Origin of the sequence: Pseudomonas sp. FSL R10-2964 (assembly GCF_009600035.1) — a bacterium.
GTDB classification, from domain to species: Bacteria; Pseudomonadota; Gammaproteobacteria; order Pseudomonadales; family Pseudomonadaceae; genus Aquipseudomonas; species Aquipseudomonas bubulae.
In genome coordinates this window covers 23,148-48,478 of sequence record NZ_WIWH01000008.1, presented here as the reverse complement: position 1 = coordinate 48,478, position 25,331 = coordinate 23,148, and the positions used below count along the sequence as shown (strand labels likewise).

General features: G+C 56.9%; 22 protein-coding genes and 6 tRNA genes. 5 read left to right on the top strand and 23 right to left on the bottom strand.

What is annotated here, in order from left to right; translation table 11 throughout:
- Positions 1–4 precede the first annotated feature (4 nt).
- Positions 5–421, top strand: a complete 417-nt coding sequence (locus tag GHN92_RS06365) for a PA2817 family protein (protein WP_083369822.1) — start codon at positions 5–7, stop codon at positions 419–421.
- A gap of 114 nt (positions 422–535) precedes the next feature.
- On the opposite strand, the gene GHN92_RS06360 is transcribed toward GHN92_RS06365, so the two are convergent.
- The gene (locus GHN92_RS06360) at positions 536–1,477 is read right to left on the bottom strand and encodes a LysR family transcriptional regulator (RefSeq protein ID WP_095019651.1); all 942 of its coding nucleotides are present in this window, start codon (positions 1,475–1,477) and stop codon (positions 536–538) included.
- Between the two features lie 88 nt (positions 1,478–1,565).
- On the opposite strand from GHN92_RS06360, the gene GHN92_RS06355 reads away from it, so the two are divergent.
- Complete coding sequence (locus GHN92_RS06355) at positions 1,566–2,192, top strand: hypothetical protein (RefSeq protein WP_095021013.1); 627 nt, start codon at positions 1,566–1,568, stop codon at positions 2,190–2,192.
- A 5-nt stretch (positions 2,193–2,197) separates the two neighbouring features.
- On the opposite strand, the gene GHN92_RS06350 is transcribed toward GHN92_RS06355, so the two are convergent.
- From GHN92_RS06350 to GHN92_RS06290, 13 genes are all read right to left on the bottom strand, one after another.
- On the bottom strand, positions 2,198–6,922 hold the full coding sequence (locus GHN92_RS06350; protein WP_130871950.1) for a dermonecrotic toxin domain-containing protein: 4,725 nt from the start codon (positions 6,920–6,922) through the stop codon (positions 2,198–2,200).
- Positions 6,923–7,035: 113 nt separating this feature from the next.
- The gene (locus GHN92_RS06345) at positions 7,036–7,857 is read right to left on the bottom strand and encodes a glycine betaine/L-proline ABC transporter ATP-binding protein (RefSeq protein ID WP_095003136.1); all 822 of its coding nucleotides are present in this window, start codon (positions 7,855–7,857) and stop codon (positions 7,036–7,038) included.
- A complete protein-coding gene (locus GHN92_RS06340) occupies positions 7,854–8,705 on the bottom strand; it encodes a proline/glycine betaine ABC transporter permease (protein ID WP_095003135.1) in 852 nt (283 codons plus the stop codon). Before GHN92_RS06340 ends, GHN92_RS06345 begins: the two co-directional genes overlap by 4 nt.
- A 21-nt stretch (positions 8,706–8,726) precedes the next feature.
- Entirely contained in the window at positions 8,727–9,746 is a 1,020-nt protein-coding gene (locus GHN92_RS06335) for an ABC transporter substrate-binding protein (RefSeq protein ID WP_095003134.1), read from the bottom strand.
- The gene (locus GHN92_RS06330; RefSeq protein WP_095003133.1) at positions 9,743–10,291 is read right to left on the bottom strand and encodes a sigma-70 family RNA polymerase sigma factor; all 549 of its coding nucleotides are present in this window, start codon (positions 10,289–10,291) and stop codon (positions 9,743–9,745) included. Before GHN92_RS06330 ends, GHN92_RS06335 begins: the two co-directional genes overlap by 4 nt.
- A 130-nt stretch (positions 10,292–10,421) precedes the next feature.
- Positions 10,422–11,213, bottom strand: coding sequence for a phosphate/phosphite/phosphonate ABC transporter substrate-binding protein (locus tag GHN92_RS06325; RefSeq protein WP_130871948.1), 792 nt, complete (start codon positions 11,211–11,213; stop codon positions 10,422–10,424).
- Positions 11,214–11,231: 18 nt separating this feature from the next.
- Positions 11,232–12,173 carry a fatty acid desaturase gene (locus GHN92_RS06320; RefSeq protein ID WP_153379716.1) on the bottom strand — a complete coding sequence of 314 codons (942 nt, stop codon included), beginning with the start codon at positions 12,171–12,173 and terminating at the stop codon, positions 11,232–11,234.
- 185 nt (positions 12,174–12,358) lie between these two features.
- A tRNA-Gly gene (locus tag GHN92_RS06315) sits at positions 12,359–12,434 on the bottom strand.
- A 5-nt stretch (positions 12,435–12,439) separates the two neighbouring features.
- Positions 12,440–12,515 (bottom strand) — tRNA-Glu (locus GHN92_RS06310).
- 101 nt (positions 12,516–12,616) lie between these two features.
- Positions 12,617–12,692 (bottom strand) — tRNA-Gly (locus GHN92_RS06305).
- A gap of 5 nt (positions 12,693–12,697) precedes the next feature.
- Positions 12,698–12,773: transfer RNA gene (locus GHN92_RS06300), tRNA-Glu, on the bottom strand.
- Positions 12,774–12,874: 101 nt separating this feature from the next.
- Positions 12,875–12,950 (bottom strand) — tRNA-Gly (locus GHN92_RS06295).
- 2 nt (positions 12,951–12,952) lie between these two features.
- Positions 12,953–13,028: transfer RNA gene (locus GHN92_RS06290), tRNA-Glu, on the bottom strand.
- Between the two features lie 331 nt (positions 13,029–13,359).
- Between GHN92_RS06290 and GHN92_RS06285 the strand changes: the two genes are divergently transcribed.
- Positions 13,360–14,118, top strand: coding sequence for a hypothetical protein (locus tag GHN92_RS06285; RefSeq protein ID WP_095003130.1), 759 nt, complete (start codon positions 13,360–13,362; stop codon positions 14,116–14,118).
- A 118-nt stretch (positions 14,119–14,236) separates the two neighbouring features.
- On the opposite strand, the gene GHN92_RS06280 is transcribed toward GHN92_RS06285, so the two are convergent.
- Positions 14,237–14,581: a YggL family protein gene (locus tag GHN92_RS06280; protein WP_095003129.1), complete on the bottom strand. Its 345-nt coding sequence runs from the start codon at positions 14,579–14,581 to the stop codon at positions 14,237–14,239.
- A 233-nt stretch (positions 14,582–14,814) separates the two neighbouring features.
- On the opposite strand from GHN92_RS06280, the gene dacB reads away from it, so the two are divergent.
- Positions 14,815–16,281 carry a D-alanyl-D-alanine carboxypeptidase/D-alanyl-D-alanine-endopeptidase gene (gene dacB, locus GHN92_RS06275; RefSeq protein ID WP_095003128.1) on the top strand — a complete coding sequence of 489 codons (1,467 nt, stop codon included), beginning with the start codon at positions 14,815–14,817 and terminating at the stop codon, positions 16,279–16,281.
- Between the two features lie 190 nt (positions 16,282–16,471).
- Here the strand turns inward: dacB and rlmKL are convergent, their stop codons facing one another.
- The gene (rlmKL, locus tag GHN92_RS06270; RefSeq protein WP_095025762.1) at positions 16,472–18,742 is read right to left on the bottom strand and encodes a bifunctional 23S rRNA (guanine(2069)-N(7))-methyltransferase RlmK/23S rRNA (guanine(2445)-N(2))-methyltransferase RlmL; all 2,271 of its coding nucleotides are present in this window, start codon (positions 18,740–18,742) and stop codon (positions 16,472–16,474) included.
- A gap of 540 nt (positions 18,743–19,282) precedes the next feature.
- Here rlmKL and rmf point away from each other — a divergent pair.
- Positions 19,283–19,498 (top strand): ribosome modulation factor, encoded by a 216-nt coding sequence (gene rmf, locus GHN92_RS06265; RefSeq protein WP_095003125.1) that lies wholly within the window; start codon positions 19,283–19,285, stop codon positions 19,496–19,498.
- 117 nt (positions 19,499–19,615) lie between these two features.
- Here the strand turns inward: rmf and GHN92_RS06260 are convergent, their stop codons facing one another.
- The 7 genes from GHN92_RS06260 to rraA form a co-directional block, all read right to left on the bottom strand.
- A complete protein-coding gene (locus tag GHN92_RS06260) occupies positions 19,616–20,638 on the bottom strand; it encodes a quinone-dependent dihydroorotate dehydrogenase (RefSeq protein WP_095003124.1) in 1,023 nt (340 codons plus the stop codon).
- Between the two features lie 121 nt (positions 20,639–20,759).
- Positions 20,760–21,734, bottom strand: a complete 975-nt coding sequence (locus GHN92_RS06255) for an OmpA family protein (protein WP_095003123.1) — start codon at positions 21,732–21,734, stop codon at positions 20,760–20,762.
- 106 nt (positions 21,735–21,840) lie between these two features.
- Positions 21,841–22,431 (bottom strand): RNA polymerase sigma factor SigX, encoded by a 591-nt coding sequence (sigX, locus tag GHN92_RS06250; RefSeq protein WP_153379741.1) that lies wholly within the window; start codon positions 22,429–22,431, stop codon positions 21,841–21,843.
- 91 nt (positions 22,432–22,522) lie between these two features.
- A complete protein-coding gene (locus GHN92_RS06245) occupies positions 22,523–23,347 on the bottom strand; it encodes a mechanosensitive ion channel domain-containing protein (RefSeq protein WP_095003122.1) in 825 nt (274 codons plus the stop codon).
- Positions 23,348–23,349: 2 nt separating this feature from the next.
- Positions 23,350–23,595 (bottom strand): CrfX protein, encoded by a 246-nt coding sequence (locus tag GHN92_RS06240; protein ID WP_095003121.1) that lies wholly within the window; start codon positions 23,593–23,595, stop codon positions 23,350–23,352.
- Positions 23,596–23,657: 62 nt separating this feature from the next.
- Positions 23,658–24,653 (bottom strand): CorA family divalent cation transporter, encoded by a 996-nt coding sequence (locus GHN92_RS06235; RefSeq protein WP_095021009.1) that lies wholly within the window; start codon positions 24,651–24,653, stop codon positions 23,658–23,660.
- Positions 24,654–24,677: 24 nt separating this feature from the next.
- On the bottom strand, positions 24,678–25,169 hold the full coding sequence (gene rraA, locus GHN92_RS06230; protein WP_095019625.1) for a ribonuclease E activity regulator RraA: 492 nt from the start codon (positions 25,167–25,169) through the stop codon (positions 24,678–24,680).
- Positions 25,170–25,331: the final 162 nt, after the last annotated feature.

Below are 25,331 nucleotides of genomic sequence, written 5' to 3'. Positions count from 1 at the left end.
CGCAATGGCCACCAACGATCTGAACCACAACCTTGTCCTGCTCGACATTCTGCGCAGCATCCTGGTTGCTGTCGGTGACGCTGAGCAGATCCCCGAGGAAAGCCACGCGCTGTTCCTGGAGCGTTTTGACGACATGCGCAGCTCGTTGCCGGTTGACCCGATCAACAGCCAGTACCTGGGCCAGGACATCATGTGCCAGGTAATCGAGCGCTATCCGCAGATCGCCCACCTGGTCCCGCGCGACCTGCTGTGGTACTTCGGCGGCGCCTGCTTCAACTTCCTGTCGGATGAAGAGCTGGACATGTATCAAGCCCTGGAAGAGCGCCGCCACGAAGCCGAACTGAACGATGAGCCGTTTGACTGGAATCAGGAAAAACAACTGATGGCGCTGCCCACGACACAAGACAGCCCGCAGCACTGATCGCAGTCCGACCCAAAAGCCCGCCCGGTTTTGCCTGGCGGGCTTTTTTTAAAGAAGCAAAAGCTCTGTAGCCGTTCCAACGGCTGCGTTCGGCGGCGCAGCCCTCGGCAGCTGCTACGGATTACGCCACATCTCCAGCGTAGGTTCCTGCGCCATCCGCTCCACCAGAAAGTCGATAAACACTCGCAGCTTGGGCGGCAAATACCGGGTGGGCGTTTGTAGCAACCACACGCCGCCGTGGTAGGAAGCAATAAAATTCCACTCGGGCAGCACCTGCACCACCACCCCCTCCTCCAGCGCCTGGCGTGCCGTAAAGTACGGCAAGCTGCCGATCCCGATATGCTGCAACACCGCATCCAGGCGCACGCCCGTATGATTGGCCGCATAACGTCCGCGCACCCCCACCGTTACCGACCTGCCACCCTGCCTGAATTTCCAGCGCGCATCAGCCGGGGTTTCCCCCAGGTAAATGCAACTATGGTCACGCAAGTCCTCAGGCTGCTGCGGTACCCCGTGCCCGGCCAGATACTGCGGTGTGGCGCAGAGTAAATGCTCGATCGGGAACAGTTGGCGCCCCACCAGCCCCGGTGGCGGCTGGTCGGTAATGCGAATGCTCAAGTCAATGTTGTCATCGATCAAATCGACATAACGATCCTCGAGGATCAATTGCACATCAACCTTGGGGTAACGGCGCAGAAACTCGGGCATATGGGGATGTATCACATACCGCCCCACGGCCTTGGGCACGCTCAGGCGAATGAGCCCCTCGGCCTCCCGGGTAAAACGCCCGCTCAGGTCCATCACCGCCTGAGCCGAACAGGCCATTTCATCGCAACGTTTGAAAACCTCTTCACCTGCATCGGTCAGGCCGAGCTTGCGGGTTGTGCGTTGCAGTAAGCGAATGGCCAGGGCTTTTTCCAGTCGGGCAACACTGCGACTGACCGCCGAAGGCGATGTGCCAAGCTGACGAGCGGCTTCAGAGAAGCTGCCTGCCTCGACCACTTTCACAAACACGACCATTTCAGCCAGTAATGACAACGGGAGATTTATGCTCACAGCGCACAGGTCCATTGAAAATTTGATGGATTATCACACTCCTGGCTCCCCCCTATACTAAAAACGAAACCCGCTCAGGAACACCTCCATGACCCAACGCCTGTTTTTCAATGACGACGCCGTGAGCTGCGAGGTCGAAGTCATCCACTGCGCGCCCCAAGAAGACGGGTTTGCCGTCATCCTCTGCGCCACCCCCTTTCATCCCCAGGGCGGCGGGCAACCCAGCGACACGGGCTGGATCGGCGACAGCCAGGTCATCAAGGTTGTGCAGGGACAGGATGCTATCGTGCACCACGTCAGCGTGCCCGTACCGACAGGCCGGGCACAGGCTCAGGTCGACGAAACCCGCCGTCGGTTGCATGCCCGCCTGCATTCGGCCGGGCATTTGATTGGTGTATGCGGCGAGCAACTGGGCTGGGTACCCACCAAAGCCCATCACTGGCCAGGCGAATGCCGGGTAAGCTTTGTAGCCGGCGACAATCCGCAACCCCTTGAGGCCGAGGCCGTACAGCACACCCTGGCACAATGGATCGCTGCCGACCTGCAAAGGCATACCTGCCTGGACTCGGAGCAGCGCGCCATCCGTTTTGGCGAGCTGCCGGGCTATCCATGTGGCGGCACCCATGTGCAATCCCTGGCTGAACTGGGCACCGTCAACGTGTTGTCCGTAAGTCAGAAAAAGGGCGTGCTCTCAGTACGCTACGCTCTGGCCTGACGCAATCAAGGAAGGGATAAAAAAAGCCGCTGCGCCATGGCCCGATCCAGTTTGGCGCGATACACCGCGATATAGTCATGGGAACTCTGTGCCCGGGCGTACAACGCCTGTTCACTCAGGGTGCGCTGTTGGGCCGTTTTCAAGTGGGCCACGTCAAAGTCGGCGGCGAGTGTGTCCATTGCCTTGTAATGAAAATGTGCAAACCACAACTCATTACCCTCCAAAGTGCTAATGGCGTATTCCTCAAGATAATCCTTGCGCTGGCCTTTGGACAAAAACCGCCGCCTCCCCACGCGGGTAATGTTTACCTCGCCCTGGGCCTTTAAATACTCGACGTTGGCACCCGTTGGCGGCAGCCGCTTGATAATGCTGATGCGCAGGCTTCGGCCCTCGGCGCGCAACCTGCCGGCCGCCGCCTTCAGGTCGGTAATTAATGCCAAAGCGCCAGCTCTGCGCTCTTGAGTCAGGGGCTCAACCTCAGGGCTGGATGTGAGCACAATCCGCTCCATCTTCTGCGCCACCTCGTCGAGTGAGCTGGCTTTGAAGCTCAGAATTTCTTCTATTTCGATCGGTATTCTGGATGTTGCAGCGCTTGCCCTGTTCTGTGCAATGACTCCCGAAATCCGCTCCAGCAACGTGCGGGCGTCAGCCTGGAGTCGGGATAACGACTTGGCTTGTGAAGCCTGAAGAGTGGGTGGTCTGCTGCTACCGATTTCTTCCCATTCTCCCGCCTCTGTTTTGCGATAGGAGCGGATATTCATTTGATCGATGCCCTCAGTCACATCGACGATTTCATCTTCAGACTCCGAGGACGGAGGACGACGCTGCCCTACCAGCGTCAGGTTTTTTGTGGTCTTGATTACTTGCTGAGTCCCGCGGGACGATCCTGCCCCGGCTCCTGGCTCATTGATCAGGCGACTGGGGCCTGGCCGGGGCTCTTCTGCTTCAGAAGAGGAGCTTTCGGACTCACGGATAACATTCTGCATCTGGGCTTCTGCAAACGTTCTCAGGCTGCTTAGAACCTCAATAATGTCGGGCAGATATTCATTACGGAAATGCTCGGAGCCAAGACTGACAAGGTTCTGGCAAACGCCTTCCGCTGCGTCGTATTTTTCGATGGTCTTATCGAAGAAATCGAGATGCTCTCCGGGATACTTCGTCTCTTCACGGCGCAAGCTTAATTGCGACCAGGCGGTATCAATCAATGTTCCTTGCCCGAACAGATCAAATGCATATTGCTCTTCAGGTATGAGGTTGACCGCATCACGGCGGATCACCAGTTCGCACAGGGTTTCCAGGTAGGCGGCGGACCAGTGGCGGTCGAAATAATCCCGATTGGGTTGATTGATTATCTCTTCCAGTGCGCTGTATCTGGGCAACGGCCTGGTTCTGACCTCATCAAGGGCATCGCACTCGCGCAGCGAGTTTTTATATAACCGCGCCTCTAGCCGTTCGGCCTGTTTCAAGTTGGTAATCCAGCGCTCATAGGGAGCACTCGAGCCATTGTTTATCTCTGCCAGAACCTCCAGCAGCGAAGCGGTATAAGAGACCCTGGAGTTGGATACCGGCAGTTCACGGAGCGCTTCTTCCAGGTAGTTCTGTAATTTGAACAGCCTCAAGGTCAGCTGTACCCAAGTCTCCTGTGTTCTGGCCTCAAAGCCCTCCAGGGGGATAATTTGGTTCGACCTGGTTTTGACGTTGATCATGTCCAGCACACCCGCGCGCCACGCTTCCAGCTCAGCTTCGTAGCGATCAACAAACGTCGCTCGCCGATCGGGAAATTTAGTCAGCAACTCTTCAGTCAGTTTCAGCACTCGGTCGCGCCTCAGAAGCTCTTCGTCCAGGCGTTCGGCCTCTTGCTGCAACGCGGCCACTTTCTGGGTCTTTTTCTCGCGCAATGCCTGAATGGTTTTTTTGGGACCTCCGCCGCGCAATCCCAAACGCAGATCGAGTTGCCACTGCCCGGCCTCATCCCTTCTCAGGCGCGGGCCAAATCTTTCAGGCTGCCTGTCGTCCTGGATCACCAGCCCATCCGCGTCACGGCCAACGCGATAGGTTTTGGCACCGATCTGCACATATGACTTGCCCTCATGGTTGATAACACCTTTTAAGGGGCCTACTTCGATGCGCGTGCCCTGGCTCAAGTCCAGATCCAGCACAAAAGTGTCCAGGCTTGCCTGCTGCAGCTCTGTCAAACGGGGCTGAGCACTGAACCATGAGAAGTCCAGGGACGAATACTGGCTGGCAGCACGGGGTTCAATATCGGGCTGTTTCTTTTGCGCGATAACGCTAGCGGACACTGGCTCAACCGCCGGGAGGGCCTCAGGTTTATAGATCGTAAACAACGGTTCATCGACAGGGGCACTCAAGCGTAACCGGGCATTGGCTTTTGCCTTGAATCTCAGACCTTCGTGCAGAAGTGCCAGGCTGATATTGAATAAAAGATCGATAACCGTTTGTTGCCCCGCCTCTTTATCGCCATCAATTCGCGCCTGCAAACCGCTATCAAGGCTCAACAGGGTCTGAAAAAGCCAGGCGGCTTTCTGCAAGGGCCCACTGAGGAAAAACGTCAACCCGTTAAACAGGCTCCAGCCATAGTGCTTGAGCAGCATCCAGCGACGCTCAGAGGTCGACACCGTCTGGTTGTCCGCCATGCTCATCAACGCACTGACGTTGGCGTCAAACATCGCCCCGTAGTAGTTGCCCACCAGGCTACGCGTACTCAAGGTCGCCGGGCGACGTGGCAACAGGGCCAAAAAACCCTCCAGCAGTACATTCTCCAGATGCGGTCGCGCAAAACCGCCGTCGGCGTAATAACCACGGGCGTCATCGTCCAGCCAGGTCAATATGCTTTCTTGCAGCTCACCCGGATGCTTGATGGCGTCAAACAATGCGGGCCAGCTGGCATACTCCAACAAGGGTTCAGGGGCAAAAGGCCGGTACAGGATAAAGGGCCCTGTCTGGATATTCAGCGAGCCGAAGACAAACATGTTCGCCGCCGTATCAACTCTGGCCCCTTCATAGGCGTAAAAGCCCAGGGGCCGCACGCACACATAGTCATGGCTGACCGACCGTTGCGCGTCGTGGCGCATGACCTGGGTGACCACATGCAAGCCCTGCGGGGTAAAACCGGCTTGCCCCCTGATTTTTTTCTCCAGGGCCAACAGCGGCAATTGAATTCTCAGTTGGGCCGCATATAACGCCTCGCGCTGCATGACTTGCTTGTCGTCGTCCACCAGGTAACCCTTGAGTAGCGCGATATAGCCCACTCCCACATCCAGCTCATCCACAAGGCTTTTCACGTAGCCACTGGTCAACCAGTCAGGTACTGGGGCGCCTGTGCGATCCTTGACCGCGATCAGGCCGACTGGCCAGCCGCCTCTGTAGCCAAGGACAAACTCGACAAAAGACAGCACATCGTCGCTGAAAACAGGCAGCTGCAAGTTTTCGACCCCCACGTCATGTATCTCAATGTGCGAGATATCGAGGCCTGACCGCGGATGATCGCGCTCGATGCGTTGCCTGATCATTTTCTCGGCGTACACCGGCAATGCATCAATACCGTCCAGAAAGGTGCGGCCCCGGGTCTGGCGCTGCCAGATCACTTCTGCGCTCATCAACCTGCTGTAGTCCAGTTGATCCACGGAGCTGGCCTGCTTGAGCCACTCGGGCAATACGGAGATCACATTCTCCAGGTGCGGGCGTTCCTGCTCGCTGAAAAACGGGAACATCGCAGCCGCTTCGTCCAGCACCTGCTCCAGTCGCCCGACGCTCCATTTGCCTGCCTGAGCGGCTTGCCCCACACGCACCATGTTGCGCAACTGCTGGTCGAGCAAGGTGCGGGCCAGGCCGGTGATAAAGTCCCCCTCGGGCTCATGCAGACTCCAGCTCAACAACCGAACGGGGGCAACCTGCAACACACGAGTCAGCATGCAGGTAGCGAACGCCTGTACCGAGCTGAAGGACTCAACCCCGTGCTCCAGTGAATAACCGAGCACAATCAGGTGATCGGGCATTTGCCGGGTGATCAGCACCACACCCGGCAGTTGAAAGCGCCGCCGAACGTTGTTCTCTGTACCGTCGATATTGACCAGATAGGCGTGCACCGGGGTTTCGAGGGTTCCTCTGGCCCGATTGTCCCTGTCAGGGAAGGATGCAACCACCGCCAGCACGACTGCCTGATCGGCAGGCAAGGCAGGCACGCGGTTTTGCATCAGGGCGGCACCCCCCAGGGCCATCCGTAACACTTCGCTCAACCATTGAAGCGGGGCCAATGAGCCGTTTTGCCTGTCACTCCAGAATTCGGCCAGCGCCTGTTGATAGGCCGCAATCAATAACCCCGAATGGTCGTTGATGATGCTTTGCAGCTCCGCCATGTTCACCGCCAATGGATGCGCAGACAGTTCGTTTTTATCGACGCTCAGGCGGTGAACCCCCTGGATAAGCACCACCGGCGTTGAGTCGATAAAGCACTGAATCATCACATCCGCAACGGCCATGAAACGATAGCGCCTGGGCATGCCCGGTGAGTTCTCATGGCTCAATGGTTCAGCGATAGCGAGCTGCGTAAAATCCACGTTCAGGGCCGGGTATTTATCCTGTAGCGCTTGCTTGAACCAGCTGGCAACGACACCTTGAAACGTCGGGCGCAGGGCAAAACTGTGACCCGCAAAGCTACTCAGGGCCGAGTAGCGGATCATGGCATCAGGGGTGGTCGAAAGTGTTTTCATGACAGTTCATCGCGTTGAATTAGACGAGGGTTACGCCCGCGAGAGGCAGAACCGGATCGGCTGATTAAACGCAATGAATCCGCATTACAGGCGGTATCTGGATATGTACAGAATCAGGCACTGGTGCGCCGGCGCTGGACGAAACGACCGACGTAGTCATCTGCCGGAGCCTGCAGAATCTCTTGCGGGCTGCCGACCTGGATCAACTGCCCGTCCTTGAGTACGGCAATACGATTGCCAATGCGCAACGCTTCGTCCAGGTCATGGGTGATAAACACGATGGTTTTTTGCAAAGTGCGCTGCAATTCCAGCAACTGATCTTGCATCTCTGCACGGATCAAAGGATCCAGGGCACTGAAAGCTTCGTCCATCAGGATGATGTCGGTGTCGGTGGCCAATGCCCGTGCCAGGCCGACGCGCTGACGCATGCCGCCCGACAGTTGATGAATGAACACCTGCTCGTAACCTTGCAGGCCGACCACGGAAATCCAGTGGAGGGCCCGCTGCTGGCATTGCGCAACACTCTCGCCCCGGACTTTCAGGCCATAGGCGACGTTATCCAGTACGTTGCGGTGAGGCAGCAGGCCAAAATTCTGAAACACCATGCTGATCTTGTGCCGACGAAAATGGCGCAAGGCAGGCATGTCGTAATCCAGGATGTCTTCTCCGTCGACCAGGATCTGACCACTGCTGGGGTCGATCAGCCGATTGAGATGACGCACCAGCGTGGACTTGCCTGACCCGGACAAGCCCATGATGACGAAAACCTCTCCCGCCCTGATCGATAGCGAAATGTCATTGATGCCCACCACGCAGCCTGTTTCGGCCAGCACTTGGTCTTTACTCTTGCCCGCGCGGATCATCGCCAGCACGGCCTTTTCGCGATTGCCGAACACCTTGTAAACGTTGCGTACTTCAATTTTGTTGACGGTCATTTCTGATCCCCATGCCGAGGTCGGCCATAAGCCTGGGTAATGCGGTCGATGACCACCGCCAGAATCACGATAGCCAGCCCGGCTTCCAGCCCTTTACCGACGTTGAGGGTCTGAATGCCTACCAGCACGTCTTCGCCAAGACCGCGTGCACCGATCATCGAGGCAATCACCACCATCGACAGGGCCATCATGGTGGTCTGGTTGATACCGGCCATGATGCTGGGCATGGCCAGCGGCAATTGCACACCGAACAACTGCTGCATCGGCGTGGCACCAAAGGCATTGATCGCCTCCATCACCTCGCGGTCGACCTGGCGCAGGCCCAGATCGGTCAGACGGATCAGCGGTGGTACGGCATAAATCACAGTGGCAAAAATCGCTGGCACCTTGCCCAGGCCAAACAGCATCAGCACCGGGATCAGGTACACGAAGCTGGGCATGGTTTGCATGATATCCAGCAGCGGCATCAGCACCGAACGCAGACGGTTGCTGCGGGCGGCCAGAATCCCCAGCGGGATGCCCAGCAGCACAGCAATCACCGTGGCCACCAGCATCAGCGCCAGGGTCTGCATCAGCTTGTCCCACAGGCCAACAGCACCTACCAGGAACAACAGGCCGACAATCAGCAAGGTGCTGAAAATTTTGCGCGTGGCATGCCAGGCAATGGCGCCGACGATGATCAGCATCAGCCACCACGGGGTCAGGCGCAGCAGGTTTTCGAGGTGGATGATGGCCCACAGCAGCGTGTCGGAGATGTGCCGAAACACATCGCCGTAGTTGCTCACCAGCGCATCAACGCCATCATTGACCCATCCTGCGATGGAAAACGTCAGATTTTCAGGAAACATGCGGTGCTCTTGTTCAAGGAATTAATTCGCTTTAAGCGCCGCATCGACCTTGGCCGCCGCTTCAGGAGTAACCCAGGCATGCCAGATCTGCGGTTGCTCGCGCAAAAAGGCCTGCGCCGCCTTACGCGGTTCGGTGCGTTTTTCGCTCATTTGCGCCAGGGTTGTGTTCAGCAGATCGATCGGGAAATCGACCTTCTGGTAGAACTCGACCAGTTGCGGGTATTGCTTGCTGAACGGGGTCGACACGCCGATCGCCAGTTTCGCCGGCAAGGAGCGGGTGCCCTTGGGGTTGGGATTGTTGGCGTCGGCCAGGGTTTTCCAGGCTTCGGCATCGAAGGCAGGCTCTTCGAGTTTTATCAGTTTGTAGCGGCCAATCAGCGGGGTTGGAGACCAGTAGTAAAACAACACCGGTTTGCCACGCTTGATCGATGAGCTGACCTCGGCATCCAGCGCCGCGCCGGAGCCTGTACGAAAGTTCACGAAGTCCTTGTCCAGCCCGTAGGCCTTGAGCTTTTGGCTGTTGACGATTTCAGAGGTCCAGCCGGTAGGGCTATTTAGAAAGCGACCGCGAGAAGGGTCTTCCTGATCGCGGAAAACATCTTTGTAGCGTGCCAGATCGTTGACCGACTTCAAGTCCGGGGCCAGTGCCTTGATGCCTTTTTCAGGGTCGCCCTTGATCACATACTCCGGCACCCACCAGCCCTCGCTGGCGTTCTTGACGATATCGCCCAGCCCCAGCACCTTGCCCTCGGCTTCGGCCTTGATCCACACCGGGCTGCGCCCTGCCCACTCTTCACCAATCACTTGAATATCGTTTTTGGCCAGTGCTGCTTCCAGACTGACTGTGCTGCCGGGCAATGTGTCCGTCGCCACGTCGTAGCCTTTCTCTGTAATCAGGCGCAGCACTTCGGTAATCAGGCTGCCGCTTTCCCAGGTGATATCACCAAAGTGAACCGGTGCCTTCTGCTCGGCCAGCACCGGTTGGGTGATCAATGCACAGGCCAGCAGCGGACCACCGAGCCATTTTTTCAAGTTATTCATGCGGATTCTCTTGTTATGGAGGGGCGGTAGGTGGGTTGCGCGGTGGCGTGCATGGCGCAACGCTTGAGGGCGCGAACCATGTAGTCACTCACGCTGCGCCGGGATATGCCCAGCTGTTGTGCGATTTCGGGATACGTCAGGCCATTGACCCGTGATAGAACGAAGGTTTCCCTTACCTTGTCGGGCAAACCATCGAGCCGGGCATCAATCATCTGCAAGGCTTGAATTGCCTGGGCCAGGGTCTCTGGCGAGGGGAAATGAAGGGGTTCTTGCTGTTGCACGCTCATCAGATAGGCCCGTTCCACATCCCGGCGACGCCACAGTTGAAAGATCAGACGCCGGGCGATAGTCGTCAACAACGCACGCGGCTCGCGGATGACCTGCCCCTGAGGTGCGCTTAAAAGCTGGGCAAACGTGTCGGCCGCGATGTCTTCAGCGTAGCTGCTGGAATCGAGGTAACGGCACAAACGTGCATGCAGCCACAAATAGTGGGTGCGATAAAGCTGGCTCACATGGTCGCGGTGAGCGATGTCGGCGCCGGACATAGGGGCTCCAGGAATTAAACAGAACGGTATGTCCGGTGATCCGGTGCGGCGATCCTAGCAAATGGTTTTATGCAATTTAAATACTAAAAAAACATTTGTTTATTCGTTTCAGCTATTAAGTATGGCTCCACTACTGCAACACGTCATACCCGAACTCAGCCGCTTCCTGCCGATAATCGAGAACCATCTGATAATCCGCTTCACTGGCTGGTAAAACTTCCCGCAGCCCCAAGGTTAGAGCTACTTCGGGTAATTGCTCCAAGGCCGTATTCATTGCCTGGCGAATCTGCCCTGCGCCGTCACGTCCGGCACTGAGCGCAGTGATGTAAGGCAAGGTCGGGCTGGAGGCCGTACGCGCCACAATCCGCAGCCCGGCAACTTCTGCCGGCGCATAGCGGGCCAGGTAGGCATAGGTCACGCTGTCGATGGCGGCAAGGTCGGCCCAACCTTCGCGCACCCAGCGCAGGCTTTGCCGGTGCGCGCCGCTGACGGCCACGGAGGCAAAAAAGCGCCCACCGCGCTGCAGGGGCGCAAGGCGATGGCGCAATAGATTCATGCCGCTGTTGGAGTGCTGATCATTGATCACCCCGCGGCTGCCCTCGAAAGCGCCCAGATCGCGGCGCGGATCTGCATCACGGCTGACAATCACACTGCAATGCTCCCCCCCATTGCTGTCGGGCCATTCGTAATGCGGGCGACCGACCAATTGCACCTGACCGCGCAACTGGGTCAACAGCGGATAACCGCAGGTCTGGCTCAGCAACAACTCGGGGGCCCTGAACAACTCCAGCAGGCCAAGGCCCCGGGCATCGCCACGGGTATGCTGCAAAAGCTCGAGAACACGGGTCAACCAGCGTTCATTGGCTTCGCTGACCTGCTGGGGGGCTACATACATTGCCAATTCGGCATAACGGCCAGACATGGAAGGCACCTTGTGAAATTAACTGAACGGATGCTGCGGGCTATCAATCGCCTGCACCGCGTGACGGCGAATCAGTTCACCGTAGCCTTGCACCAGAAAACCGCCGCTGCGCTGCTGCCACTGCTCTCGTCGCGCACGGTAGACCCTGGGCATGTAAAACCACGGCAAACCCGGTAAATCATGGTGCACCAGATGCAAGTTGAGGTTCAGGAACAGCCAGGTCCAGGGCCAACCGGCTTCATTGAGTACCGTTCGCTGTTCCGGCCGGGCTGCGGGACGGTGCTCATAAAAGGAACGAACCATGCCCACTGACAAAACCGGCACGGTAACCAGAAATACATACTGCCAAACAGCCAGTTCGCTGCAGTACGCGATAAAGGCAAACATCAGCATCGTGAAAAAACCGTGGGTCAGCCACATGCACCAGGCTTTCCGCGCGCCGCTGCGCAGGCGATGCAACTCCTCCCTGGCCATGCCGAACAATGCCAGGGGCGGGCCCAGCAGCAGGCGTCCGGGCACCGTTTTGTTCAGCCAGAGCAAACCACGCAGCAGACTGGAACTGCCCTGCCAGTGAGCCTGGCTTAAATAGCGGCTTTCGGGGTCAATGCCGGGCAAGGTCAGGTCATGATCGCGGTGATGCTGCAAATGGCTGTCCCGATAGAGGGTATAGGGGTACCACAGCGCAAAAGGTGCGTAGCCCAGCACCTTGTTAAGGTTACTGGAACCTGTGGGGTGGCCGTGCAGCAGTTCGTGCTGCACCGACATCCACAGCACCACCACCGGGATCAGCAGCACAATCGTCCAGCCAGCGCCAAGCACCGGGCTGCCCAGCAGCAACGCAAACCAGGCGGTGGGAACGGCAAGCAGCAATAACCAGGTAGGCCACTGGGTTCGACCGGTGAAGGTACGGGACAAGGCCTGGATGTCCCGTTGTTGGGCGCTATCGAAATAATGCGACATCTGATGAACTCAAAACAGGTTTGAATCCTTGTTGCGCCAGTCGCAGTTTTCTTGCAGATCGATTGGTTATGAGCTTAGAGGTGTTTGCGTACGGGTCGAAAAGCAAAACCCGGAAACGCAAAAAGCAGCCCGAAGGCTGCTTTCTGTGTGTTTTTTGAAACTGCGTTGCTCCAAAAAACAAAATTTGGAGCGGGAAACGAGACTCGAACTCGCGACCCCGACCTTGGCAAGGTCGTGCTCTACCAACTGAGCTATTCCCGCAATAATGGCGTCCCCTAGGGGACTCGAACCCCTGTTACCGCCGTGAAAGGGCGGTGTCCTAGGCCACTAGACGAAGGGGACGTTGCCCGAAATGTACACGTACATTTCAGTGCCAGATCACTAACAAACGTTAGTCTCTTGGCTTTCACTCAACTTCGCCCGAAAGCAAAGTTGCTTAAAAATGGAGCGGGAAACGAGACTCGAACTCGCGACCCCGACCTTGGCAAGGTCGTGCTCTACCAACTGAGCTATTCCCGCAATAATGGCGTCCCCTAGGGGACTCGAACCCCTGTTACCGCCGTGAAAGGGCGGTGTCCTAGGCCACTAGACGAAGGGGACGTTGCCCGAAATGCACACGTACATTTCAGTGCCAGATCACTAACAAACGTTAGTCTCTTGGCTTTCACTCAACTTCGCCCGAAAGCAAAGTTGCTTAAAAATGGAGCGGGAAACGAGACTCGAACTCGCGACCCCGACCTTGGCAAGGTCGTGCTCTACCAACTGAGCTATTCCCGCAATGGCGTCCCCTAGGGGACTCGAACCCCTGTTACCGCCGTGAAAGGGCGGTGTCCTAGGCCACTAGACGAAGGGGACACACTACAACTTCACTGGTTACATGCGTTTGGCTGTTCGCTTTACGCTGCAATTGGCGCGCATTCTAGGGATGGATTGGAAGGTCGTCAACCCCAATATGAAAATATATTGAAATCAATGACTTCCCCCCTATTAAGGCGTTTTCCTACAGAGTCTCGAGGCAAGCTCTTGGCGCCTATATTCCGGCACCCTACAAGGAGTTATGATTGCCGAACCTCAGTGATGGCAGTTTGCTGCCCAGTCGATCCTCACCCCCGTCCTAGCCAGGCACTGCGACTTCACCGAGACAGCGCATCTACACCCACAAGAGGTTTTAACGTTGACGCCCACCATGATCGCCCTGCTTGTCGTCGTCGGGATCGCACTGTTGATTGCCATCGTCTACATCAACCATATAGTGGAAAACAACAAACTGGAGAAAGCCCGCCTCAAGGTCGAGCTTAACGACCGCATCCGTCGTTGCAGCGAGGTCAACGAGACCTTCCCCGGCCAGTTGATGTCTCCCGCCCTCAAACTGCTGCTTACCCGCCTTGAGCTCAATGCGACACAGCGCCTATTGCTCCTGGATAAATCCAGCGCGGCATTAAAGGCACAAGTGACCGAGCTCGGCGGCCTGATTGCCAAGGGCGAGTCAATTCCTGTCAACAACCCGCCCAACCCGGTGCTGACCGAAGCCAAAGCCAAGGACGTACGTTTTTTGCTTGAAACACTCCACGGGCAAATCACCCGTGCGGCCAAGGACGGTTTTTTGCCGACCAACGAAGCCAAGCAGTGGCTCACGGAAATTCGCCACTTGCTGGTGGTGTTGCATATCGAGTTCTTCAACAATCTGGGCAAGCTGGCCCTGCAGAAAAATCAGCCCGCACAGGCGCGCCTGGCTTTCGAACGTGCCGTGCAGTACTTGCGCAAACAGCCGGTACCCGCCATGTACAACGCCCAGATCAAGGATTTCGAAGCACAACTGGCACGCGCCAACGCACAAGTGCAGAGCGCACTTGAGCCGACCACGGGTGAAGTCAACGAGCTGACTGAAGGTTTGAAGACAGACGAGGCCGATGCCGACTGGAAGAAGAAGTCGATTTACGACTGACAGACACATGCCACCTGTGCAGCTGTCGGAGGAACCAGGGAATGCGATGTAAAGCCCAGGACGGGCCAGAGGGGTAAAACATATAAAGGCAGCCCTTGGGCTGCCTTTATATTTGACGTCAGGCTACCGGATTGATTGGCTTTTCCGGGTACCACACGTCCAACAGCGGGCTAACTTCAACGGTGGTCAGCTCTGGACGCGCTTTGAGCCAGGCTTCAACAGCAGCACGCTGCTCTTCGCTGACCGAACCGCGCTTCTGCAGGCAAACCAGACCGTAGTCGTCGCCGCCAACATAACCCAAGCCGTTAGCTTCCATGGCTTCTGCCAGGAAAGCTGCCAGGAATGCATCGATAGCCTCTTCCGACAGGTCTTCTTTGAAATCCAGGTTCAGCTCAAAACCCAACTCCTGAAATTCATCAACGCACAGTTTTTTGCGCAGACGCTGGGAACGATTAGTAGCCATTGAACAATCCTCTTAAGTAATAACGGGCGGCACTTTAGCAGCTTCGGCCGCCCGGCGCCCGGTTCCGTGTGAACGGTTCATCGTTTTCTATACTTTATCCGCGAAACCCTGTAACAGGTGGATGCACAACCCCGACAACCTTGGGGCATAATGCCAATACTTTTATGACCATTGAGGGAACTTTTCATCATGCCCTCGTATTTCCCCCCCTCGCCTGCAGGGTTTTACTTAATATGATCAAATCTTTACGGCCACTGTTTCTCGCCAGCTTTTTTCTGCCACTGGCCTTCGGCGCCAACGCCGCCCCTGTCAATACCACCCTCACACCAAAAGTTCAGCAAGCGCTCAAGACCAACAAACTGGGCGACGACGCCCTGTCCCTGGTTCTGCTGCCGCTAAGCGGCCCTGGCATTCCCACTGTCTACAACGCCGATGTATCCATGAACCCGGCCTCCACCATGAAACTGGTGACCACCTACGCCGCCCTGGAAATGCTTGGCCCGACCCATCAATGGAAAACCGAGTTCTACACTGATGGCACGCTGAACAATGGCATTTTGCAAGGCAACCTGTACCTCAAGGGCGGCGGCGACCCCAAGCTCAACATGGAAAAACTCTGGCTGTTGATGCGCGATCTGCGCGCCAATGGTGTGCAACAGATCACCGGCGACCTGGTACTCGATCGCAACTTCTTCAATCAGCCGCAACTGCCGGTATTCAACGACGACGGCAATGACAAGAACAAACCGTTCCTGGTCAAGCCCGACTCGCTGATGGTCAACCTCAAGGCCCTGCGTTTCGTGGCGCGCAACGATGGGGGCAAGGTTCTGATTTCGGTCGAACCACCAATTGCCAGCATCAAGATCGACAACCAGGTCAAGGCCGTCAACACCAAACAATGCACCGGCGACGTGCGCTACAACCCGGTACCGCAAGCCGACGGCTCGGTACTGGTAACCGTCAGCGGGCAACTGGCCGATGGCTGCAACTCGCAGACCTATCTGTCCCTACTGGACCACGCGACCTACACTGCTGGCGCCGTACGCGCTATCTGGAAAGAGCTGGGTGGCAGCATTCAAGGCCAGGACCGCCAGGCCAGCGTACCCAAAAATGCCAAGCTGCTGGCACGCGCGTTCTCGCCCGACCTGGCCGAAATCATTCGTGACATCAACAAATACAGCAACAACACCATGGCCCAGCAACTGTTCCTGAGCCTGGGCGCGCAGTTCCGCAACGATGCTGACGGTGACGACGCCAAGGCCGCACAGCGCGTAGTACGCCAATGGCTGGCGAAAAAAGGCATTACCGCACCCCATTTGATCATGGAGAACGGTTCCGGCCTGTCCCGTGCAGAGCGCGTCAGCGCGCGGGAAATGGCGCAAATGCTACAGGCTGCCTGGAAAAGCCCCTACGCTGCCGAGTTCATCAGTTCCATGCCCATTGCCGGCAAAGACGGCACCATGCGCAAGCGCCTGAAAACCACGGCCATGAACGGCCAGGCCCATATCAAGACCGGCACCCTGAACACCGTGCGGGCCATTTCCGGCTTTAGTCGCGACAGCAACGGCAATACCTGGGCAGTGGTGGCCATCCTTAACGACCCTCGTCCGTGGGGCGCTTCGGCGATTCTGGATCAGGTTCTGCTCGACCTGTATCGTCAGCCGCAAATCCCGAATAGCGCGGTATCCATCGCGCAGTAAGGCGTTGCCCGGGCAATAAAAAACGCCCCTGATCGTGCGATCAGGGGCGTTTTTCATTGTGGGAGCGAGCCTGCTCGCGAAGCAGGCGACCCGCTCAGGCGCAAAACTGCGGTGATGCCATCGCGAGCAGGCTCGCTCCCACTACAGGCCCACCCCTGCAAGAAGCAGGCAGGCCAGTACTCAGCCGCTATTACCGGGCCATGATTTTCCAGGCACGGTGGATTTTGCTGTTGCGGGCAAAGTCCGGATCGATGGTGCTGGCAGTGATTTCTTCGACCGCGTAACGCGCTTCCAGATTTTCATCGAGGATGAATTTGCGGAAGTTGTTGGAGAAATACAGCACGCCACCCGGCGCCAGACGGGCCATGGCCAGATCCAGCAATTGCACGTGGTCGCGCTGCACATCGAAGATGCCTTCCATGCGCTTGGAGTTGGAGAAGGTCGGCGGATCGATAAAGATCAGGTCGTACTCTTCACGACAGGCATCCAGCCACACCATCACATCGCTCTGCTCCAGACGGTTCTTGTCCGAAAAACCGTTCAGGGACAGGTTGCGACGCGCCCAGTCCAGATAGGTTTTCGACAGGTCAACGCTGGTGGTGCTGCGCGCGCCGCCCTTGGCTGCGTGTACGCTGGCAGTTGCGGTGTAGCAATACAGGTTGAGGAAGCGTTTGCCGGCAGCCTCTTTCTGGATACGCATGCGCATCGGGCGATGGTCCAGGAACAGACCCGTGTCCAGATAGTCCGTAAGGTTGACCAGCAGCTTCACGCCGCCTTCATTGACCTCGGTGAACTTGCCCTGGGCACTTTGACGCTCGTACTGCTTGGTACCGCTCTGACGCTCGCGACGCTTGACGATTACCCGGCTCTTGTCGATGTTCAACGCCTGTGGGATGGCCGCCAATGCATCGAACATGCGTTCCGAGGCTTTTACCGGATCAATGGATTTCGGTGCCACGTATTCCTGGACGTGAACCCAGTCGTGGTACAGATCGATCGCCATCGCATATTCCGGCATGTCGGCGTCGTAGACACGGTAGCAGTCGATACCTTCGCGCTTGACCCACTTGCCCAGCGCCTTGAGGTTCTTTTGCAGTCGGTTGGCAAACATCTGCCCGCCTTCGCTCAAGCGTGGCTGCTCGATCACCACCGGAGCCGGTTTGATCGGGTTACCGTTCTTGTTGAACTTCTCGTACTTGGTTGGCGCTTCGATGTTGGAAGGCAGATCGGACTCAGCCTGTTCGCGCTCAGCCTGACGCTGCTCGGGGGTACGGCGCTCGCCGGTAACGAACTGATCTGGCACCACCTTGATCAACAACAGCTTGCACGGCAAGGCGCCGTTCCAGAACGAATACTGCTTGTGGCTACGGATGCCCATACGCTTGCCCAGATCCGGAGCACCGGTAAACACCGCGGCCTCCCAGTTCAAGCAGGCCTGGCGCAGACGCTCGCCGAGGTTCTGATAGAGATAAAGCAAGCTCGCCTCATCACCCAGACGCTCGCCGTACGGCGGGTTGCAGATTACCAGGCCTTTCTGGTTCTGGTCCGGACGCGGCTCGAAGGTCGCCACTTCGCCCTGGTAGATCTTGATCCAGTGACTCAGGCCCGCGCGCTCGATGTTATTGCGCGCTGGCTGGATAAGGCGTGGATCGGCTTCATAGCCACGGATCCACAGCGGCGGCTTGGCCATGCCGATTTCGGCACGCTCGGTGGCTTCGTCGTGAAGTTTTTTCCAGATGGCCGGTATATGACCCAGCCAGGCATCGAAACCCCAGTGAATACGATTGAGGTTTGGCGCCATATCGGCGGCGATCATCGCGCCTTCGACAAGGAACGTACCTACACCACACATCGGGTCAGCCAGAGCAGCACCTTCGGCGGCCATACGTGGCCAGCCCGCACGGATCAGAATGGCCGCCGCGAGGTTTTCCTTCAGCGGAGCAGCACCCTGCTGCAGACGGTAGCCGCGCTGGTGCAGGCTGCTGCCTGACAGATCCAGCGACAGAATGGCTTCGCCACGGTCCAGGCGCAGGTGAATGCGCATGTCGGGGCTGATCTTGTCGATGGAAGGACGCTCACCGCTTGGCGTGCGCAGCTTGTCGACGATGGCGTCTTTTACCTTCAACGCACCAAAGTGGGTGTTGTCGATACCCGAGCCGTGACCGCTGAACTCAACGGCCAGGGTGCCATCCGGCACCATATGGTCTTGCCAGTCAACGTCCAGCACACCGTGGTACAGGTCTTCGGCGTCCTTCATCGGGAAGCGCTTGAGTACCAGCAACACACGGTTGGCAAGGCGCGACCACAGGCACAGGCGGTAGGCCGTCTCCATGGTAGCCATGCCTCGAATGGCCGAGGTGTGCTCGCGGGCTTCCTCAAGACCAAGGCCGGTGGCCTCTTCGAGAAGCAGGCCTTCAAGGCCTTTGGGACAGGTAAGGAAGAGTTCGTAACGATCCGACATGGGATTCCTGGGCTATTAGCTATCAGCGAGAAGGCGACGCATCGCCCGCTCCGTTTTCAATCAAGCGCTTTTCTTGAAGAGCGCTCGCGTGGCACGAAACTGTGCCGTTCCACCGAGGCGATCACTCATGCCCGCAGGCATGAACAGTTTAGACGCCGAGGCAGGTCATTCATCTGGAAACAACAGGTCATATACAGACCCTTCGTCGAATAGTCCCCCAGCAAAAGAGGCGGGTATTCGCGACGGGGAATGAAACGCATCCTCTTTGCAAACACTCGGCCTATCAGGCTTTGGTCGTATTCAGTGGTCAAAAAGCGACCTTACTTATGGCCTTAACACCATTATCGTTACGTCCTTATGACAAAACGATCATTCACACGCCTTGGCGCATTGGTTAGAACTCAACTCAGGTTACGGCCGCACAGGCCCTGACAAAATGCTCGCCACGCCGGCAGCGAGCACACCAACGGCAGAACACTCTGCCCCGGCCTCTGGAAGGCCGACGCTAAATAAACAGTCAACAAGTGAGGGCAATACCCTATGAGAAGACTTAAGCGTGATCCGTTGGAAAAAGCGTTCCTTCGCGGATATCAATACGGTGTTAACGGAAAATCCCGCGAGCTTTGCCCTTTTACTCTACCGTCGGTACGCCAAGCCTGGATTAACGGCTGGCGTGAAGGACGCGGCGACAACTGGGACGGTATGACAGGCACTGCGGGCATCCACAGACTCAACGAACTTCACGCCGTCGGCTAACTCCGGGCAAAATCCGACATCACCTCGAAGCTGTACTGACTCAACCTTGCCGCCCTTTCCAGGCGGCGGGCTACGGCCCAAGGGCTCCTTAGGGGAGCCCTTTTTATTGCCTGCCAATCAGCGCGCCAAGGCCGATATGGCGTCAACCGACTCGCGAATCAAGGCCGGACCCTTGTAGATAAAGCCCGAATAAATCTGCACCAGGCTCGCACCCGCAGTGATTTTTTCAGCTGCGTGTTTGCCCTCGGTAATCCCGCCCGCAGCAATGATCGGCATACGACCTGCCAGCTCACCGGCCAGAACTGACACCGTGTGAGTGCTTTTCTCACGAACCGGTGCTCCAGACAGACCACCCGCCTCGTCGCCATGCTCCATACCTTCAACACCTGTACGACTCAGCGTGGTGTTGGTGGCAATCACTGCGTCCATACCCGTCTCAAGCAGCGCCTGAGCCACAAGCACGGTTTCTTCGTCTGTCATGTCAGGGGCGATCTTGATCGCCAGCGGTACGCGCTTGCCGTGGCGCTGAGTCAGCTCGTTCTGACGCAGCTGCAGGGCCTCGAGCAATTGCTTGAGCGAATCACCGAATTGCAGGCTGCGCAAACCCGGCGTGTTAGGCGAGCTGACGTTTACAGTCACGTAGCTGGCGTGCTCATACACCTTGTCCAGGCAAATCAGGTAATCATCGACCGCTCGCTCAACCGGCGTATCGAAGTTCTTGCCAATGTTGATACCCAGGATACCGCTGTACCTGGCTGCCTGAACCCGTGCAAGCAGGTGATCGACGCCAAGGTTGTTGAACCCCATGCGGTTGATGATCGCTTGCGCTTCAGGCAGTCGGAAAATACGGGGTTTGGGATTGCCCGGCTGAGGTCGCGGCGTCACGGTGCCGATCTCAACGAAGCCAAAACCCAGTTGTGCAAAGCCATCAATGGCCGCACCATTTTTGTCCAGACCTGCGGCCAGGCCGACCGGGTTAGGGAAGTCCAGCCCCATCACCGTCACTGGCAGCCTTGCCGGCGCCTTGCACAACAAACCGTTAAGCCCGAGACGGCCACCTGCGCCGATCAAGTCCAGGGACAGGTCGTGGGAGGTTTCAGGGGAGAGTTTGAAGAGCAACTGGCGGGCCAGGTTATACATGGGCTGATAGGACTCAAAGGGTTGCTTGAAGAGAGCGCGATTATAGCTGCGCGCTTCACTAAATCACAGGCAAAGAAAAACCCGGCCTGAGCCGGGTTTTTCTGAACAGCCTAGCTAAAAATTACTTAGCTTCTGCTTGAACGGTAGCTTCTACGCGACGGTTCAGGGCACGGCCTTCTTCAGTTGCGTTGCTTGCAACTGGGTTGGCTTCGCCGTGGCCAACTGCGTCTACGCGGTTGGCTGCAACACCTTGGTTAACCAGGGCTGCACGAACAGCGTCAGCACGACGCTGCGACAGTTTCTGGTTGTAGGCGTCTGGACCGATGCTGTCAGTGTAACCAGCAACAGTAGTGGTGGTCGCAGGGTACTGCTTCATGAAATCAGCAACGTTGTTGATGTCAGGCATGTACTGCGATTTAACAACCGACTTGTCGAAGTCGAATTTCACGTCAAGTTCAACGCGAACAACTTCAGCGATCGGAGCTTCTGGCTCTGGCTCAACTGGTGCTGGAGCTGGAACTGGAGCAGGAGCGACTTTACCGCCGTTACCGCCGAAGTTCACACCCAGACCAACGGTAGGAGCGTAGTCCCACTTGCCGTTGTCCAGTTTGTAGTCAGCTTCAACGCCAGCACGGGCGAACAGGTTGTCAGTGATGTACCACTTAACACCAGCGCCTGCAGTCAGGAAAGTCGACTTGTCGCGACCGCTGTGGCCGTCAGCCTCAACGTTGGTCATGCTCTTGTGAGCAACACCGCCGGAAACGTATGGACGCAGAGCGTCGCCTACGGTGCCGAAGTGGTACTGAGCGTTCAGACCAAAGTTGTCGCCTTTGATTTTCTGGTGGCCAGTGCCGTCATTCGAACGGGTGTGGTTGGTTTTGTCGTAGGTCAGGTTCAACGAAACGTCGTCGGTCAGGAAGTAACCGATCGATGCGCCTGGGTTGTAACCGTCTTCTACGTGCTTGACGCTGTCGTTGTACTGTTTTTTGTAGAACAGTTCACCCTCGACCGCGCCTTGGCCTTGTGCCAGGGCACCGAACGAAGTTGCGGCTACAAAGGAACCAATGGCAATGCCCAAGGTGTTTTTCAGTTTCATCCGTTAAATCCCCATCTGGTGATTGTAAAGCAGTCCCTCATACCGGGGGACAACTCGGCAGCAAGTCTATCAGACCTTGCCTACACGTAGAGCCATTTGCGCTGAACTAAGTTTCAGCAATGCCTGCAAATTTCTCACGCAATTTATCTAGAGCACGCTTGTAACGCATCTTTGTCGCACTCAAACCCATATGCATTATGTCCGCGATTTCCTGAAATTCCAGTTCTGCGACAAAACGCAGCACAAGAATCTCACGATCAATCGGATTTACATGCACCAGCCAGCGATCAAGTCCGCCCTTTTCCTCAGGTTTCGGCGCCTTTTCTTCGGACGCTTCCTCGAGGGGGTCAATACTTAATGCGTCCATCAAGCGACGCTTTCGCCGTTCCTTTCGATACTGTGTAATGCACTCGTTGTAGGTGATGCTATACAGCCATGTCTTGAATTTCGACTTGCCTTCAAAATTTTTCAAACCGTACAGCACTTTCAGCATGACTTCCTGACGGACATCATCAGCGTCCCTATCGTTCCCTAAATACCTTGAACAAACGTTGAACAAAGTGCGCTGATAGCGCCGCATCAGCTCTTCATAGGCACGTGTCACGTGAAACAACTCATCATGCGAGCGCGCCACCAGCTCCTCATCAGAGAGCTCGCGGGGGTCATAGCGCATGGATAGCGATTGTGCTTTATTCAAAACGAGTTGTGCCAACAGTCAGGTCAATGTCCGCCGCAACCAGTCAATCTTGGCTTTTTTGCGGCGGCGTACATTAGCAGGGTTTGCCGTGTTAGCGGCTGGTTACGTGCTGCTCCAGCAAGATCCGGTTCGAGATGGAGACTAGCTCACCCTCATCGGTCAGCAACGTGGTTTTAACCGTGCCAATTTCTTCGATCTGCCCTTCAACCTCGCCAATCCGCACTTCCTGACCAACCTGATACAGCTCACGCACATAGATCCCGGCCAGTATTTGCCCGGCGATTTCCCGGCTGCCCAGCCCCATTGCCAGTGCAATAGCCAGACCAACGGTAATCAACACAATAACAATCACATGGTTTAGCAGGTCGGTCTTGACCTCCAGCTGGCTGATAGCCACGGAGATGCTGATGATGATGACCAGCCCCTGGGTCACCCTGCCCAGCCCGCCGGCATAATCGAAGCCCACGCTCTCGGCAGCGCCACGCACCAGGCCGTTGAGCACCTGGGCCAGCAACACGCCTGCCAGCAGAACCAGCAGCGCACCAAAGACCTTGGGCAGATACACCGTCAACAGATCCAGCGCGGATGACACACGATCCAGGCCCAGAGACTGCGCTGCAGAAACCAGGAATACCAGCAGCACAAACCAGTAGACGATTTTGCCAATCAGCGTCGAAATGGGCACCTGAATTCCGACCCGGGCCAGAATCTTGGTCAAGCCCGTACCGCCCATCAGGCGGTCAAGGCCCAACTTGGCAAGCAGTTTGGACAGCAAGGCGTCGAGCAGTTTAGCAACCACGAAGCCCAGCAGTACTACCACCAACGCGCCGAAGAGGTTGGGAATAAAGTTGGCAATCTTGGTCCACAAGGCAGTCATTGCCGCGACCAGGCTTTGGGTCCAGACATTCAATTCCATGTTCAATCAGCCTTATCAACAGGGCGAGCAGCAGATTTGCGTCGCGAAACGGGCGCAATATGAGCCGAACCGCTATTCAAAGCAATCATCAGTGCTTGCATCCAGCGGCCCAGCAGGCTGAAAAGGTCTCCCGCACCGACCTGTCGGTTGGCGGTTTTCAGCACGCGACCCAGGCACGCATCGTCATCCCGGTTGGACGGCTCGGCCTTGAGCATTTCACGTAAGGACTGTTCAAACGGATCGTGCATAAGCACCTCTCGGTAAGTCAGTAAAAGACGAAGGGACATTTGCCGGGGTCACATTCACCCGGTCACAGCCACTGCAAACGACGGTAAAACCACCATTGCCCCGCCCCGATAACCAGCATCACGCCGCAGGTTATGGCAAAGCCATAAGAGTCATCGGAGAACGGTACGCCCCCCACATTGATGCCCAGCAAACCGGTAATAAAGGTGATCGGCAGAAAGATCCCCGTCAGCACGCCAAAGCGATACATGATGCGGCTCATACGCACGTTCAAACGCCGGTCTTCAGACTCGAGCACCAGCCCCACGCGCTCGCGGGTCAGTTCGAGCTCCTCCAGATAGCGGGTCAGGCTGTTGTTCAGTTCGTTCCAGTAGTCGGCATCATCGGCACTGAACCAGGGTAATTTGATACGCGTAAGCTGACCGAAAATATCCCGCTGAGGTGCCAGGAATCGACGCAAGGCGGCTGCCCTTCGACGAACCTGCAGGAGGCTGTTGTGATCAGGTGTGTACCGTTCGTCGGCATCTATTTTATCTTCTTCGTCATCGACGATTTCTGACAGTTCGCCGATCAAGTCCTGCACCTTCAATGTCAGGTGCTGGGCCAGGTACAGGATCAATTCAGAGGGATTTTTCGGGCCTTCTCCCTGGGAAAACTCACTGAGCAACTCATCGGTGGCCCGCAATGGTCGCATGCGCAATGAGATCAAGCGCTGCGCACTGCCGAAAATACGCAGTGAAACCATGTCTTCAGGCTCTGCGCCGGGGTTCAGGTTGACCCCGCGCATAAACAGCAGCAGCTCATTGTTGGGGGCAGGCACCAGGCGCGGACGGGTATTTTCTTCAAGCAGCAGATCACAGTTGAAATCACTCAAGCCACTGGAATCACGCAGCCAGCTCTGGGTTTGCGGATGACTGCGATCCCAATGCAGCCAGAGGCTTTCGTGGGCCTGCAACTGAAGGTCGTTCAGCTCGGTGCGCGCAATCGAACGTGCGCCGCCTTCACCATCCAGCACCAGCGCATGCACCAGCCCCCATTGAGCGTTTTCTTCCTCGAACATCCGTGATCCTTAGTGGTAATGCGTTTAGCCCGGCATTTTCAGAGCGGTTGGCGAAATGATAACGCCATTATTGTCGGCATAAATGAATTCACCGGGGCGGAACGTGACACCCGCAAACGTCACGGGCACGTTGACATCGCCCACACCGCGACGGTTGCTCTTGAGCGGATGACTGGCCAAAGCCTGCACGCCGAGATCGGTTTGCGCGAGCACATCGACGTCGCGAATGCAGCCGTAAATAACAATACCTTCCCAGCCATTTTTTGCCGCCCTGTCTGCAATCATGTCGCCCAGCAAGGCATGACGCAGGGAACCGCCCCCATCGACCACCAGCACTTTGCCTTCACCGCTGAGTTCAGCCTGTTCCTTGACCCGGGAGTTGTCCTCGAAGCACTTGATGGTCACGATCTCGCCGCCAAAGGAGTCGCGCCCGCCGAAATTGCTGAACATGGGCTCAAGTACCTGCACCAGCTCAGGGTAGGCATCGCACAGATCGGGGGTGATGTAGTGATTCACGGGAAAGCTCCTGTTCAGGGTGGGCACAACAGTGAAAACAACGATAGCACTATGGGTTATAGACGCTTTGGACAAGCCCGGCTTTAAAAGTCGTCCAAGCCTCGAGCGGCAACCAATATCACATAAAAGAACACGTTATGACCACCTTGCGATATCGGGTCA

What these genes read in the sequence shown, in the direction of transcription:
- GHN92_RS06325 (WP_130871948.1), bottom strand. Translation starts at nt 11,213, where the DNA reads ATGTCTGGCCGTTATGCCGAATTGGCAATGTATGTAGCCCCCCAGCAG.
- GHN92_RS06255 (WP_095003123.1), bottom strand. Translation starts at nt 21,734, where the DNA reads ATGAAACTGAAAAACACCTTGGGCATTGCCATTGGTTCCTTTGTAGCC.
- GHN92_RS06280 (WP_095003129.1), bottom strand. Translation starts at nt 14,581, where the DNA reads ATGGCTACTAATCGTTCCCAGCGTCTGCGCAAAAAACTGTGCGTTGAT.
- GHN92_RS06365 (WP_083369822.1), top strand. Translation starts at nt 5, where the DNA reads ATGGCCACCAACGATCTGAACCACAACCTTGTCCTGCTCGACATTCTG.
- GHN92_RS06285 (WP_095003130.1), top strand. Translation starts at nt 13,360, where the DNA reads ATGATCGCCCTGCTTGTCGTCGTCGGGATCGCACTGTTGATTGCCATC.
- rlmKL (WP_095025762.1), bottom strand. Translation starts at nt 18,742, where the DNA reads ATGTCGGATCGTTACGAACTCTTCCTTACCTGTCCCAAAGGCCTTGAA.
- rmf (WP_095003125.1), top strand. Translation starts at nt 19,283, where the DNA reads ATGAGAAGACTTAAGCGTGATCCGTTGGAAAAAGCGTTCCTTCGCGGA.
- GHN92_RS06340 (WP_095003135.1), bottom strand. Translation starts at nt 8,705, where the DNA reads ATGTTTCCTGAAAATCTGACGTTTTCCATCGCAGGATGGGTCAATGAT.
- GHN92_RS06330 (WP_095003133.1), bottom strand. Translation starts at nt 10,291, where the DNA reads ATGTCCGGCGCCGACATCGCTCACCGCGACCATGTGAGCCAGCTTTAT.
- GHN92_RS06235 (WP_095021009.1), bottom strand. Translation starts at nt 24,653, where the DNA reads ATGTTCGAGGAAGAAAACGCTCAATGGGGGCTGGTGCATGCGCTGGTG.
- GHN92_RS06350 (WP_130871950.1), bottom strand. Translation starts at nt 6,922, where the DNA reads ATGAAAACACTTTCGACCACCCCTGATGCCATGATCCGCTACTCGGCC.
- GHN92_RS06240 (WP_095003121.1), bottom strand. Translation starts at nt 23,595, where the DNA reads ATGCACGATCCGTTTGAACAGTCCTTACGTGAAATGCTCAAGGCCGAG.
- GHN92_RS06335 (WP_095003134.1), bottom strand. Translation starts at nt 9,746, where the DNA reads ATGAATAACTTGAAAAAATGGCTCGGTGGTCCGCTGCTGGCCTGTGCA.
- GHN92_RS06345 (WP_095003136.1), bottom strand. Translation starts at nt 7,857, where the DNA reads ATGACCGTCAACAAAATTGAAGTACGCAACGTTTACAAGGTGTTCGGC.
- GHN92_RS06320 (WP_153379716.1), bottom strand. Translation starts at nt 12,173, where the DNA reads ATGTCGCATTATTTCGATAGCGCCCAACAACGGGACATCCAGGCCTTG.
- GHN92_RS06355 (WP_095021013.1), top strand. Translation starts at nt 1,566, where the DNA reads ATGACCCAACGCCTGTTTTTCAATGACGACGCCGTGAGCTGCGAGGTC.
- dacB (WP_095003128.1), top strand. Translation starts at nt 14,815, where the DNA reads ATGATCAAATCTTTACGGCCACTGTTTCTCGCCAGCTTTTTTCTGCCA.
- GHN92_RS06245 (WP_095003122.1), bottom strand. Translation starts at nt 23,347, where the DNA reads ATGGAATTGAATGTCTGGACCCAAAGCCTGGTCGCGGCAATGACTGCC.
- GHN92_RS06260 (WP_095003124.1), bottom strand. Translation starts at nt 20,638, where the DNA reads ATGTATAACCTGGCCCGCCAGTTGCTCTTCAAACTCTCCCCTGAAACC.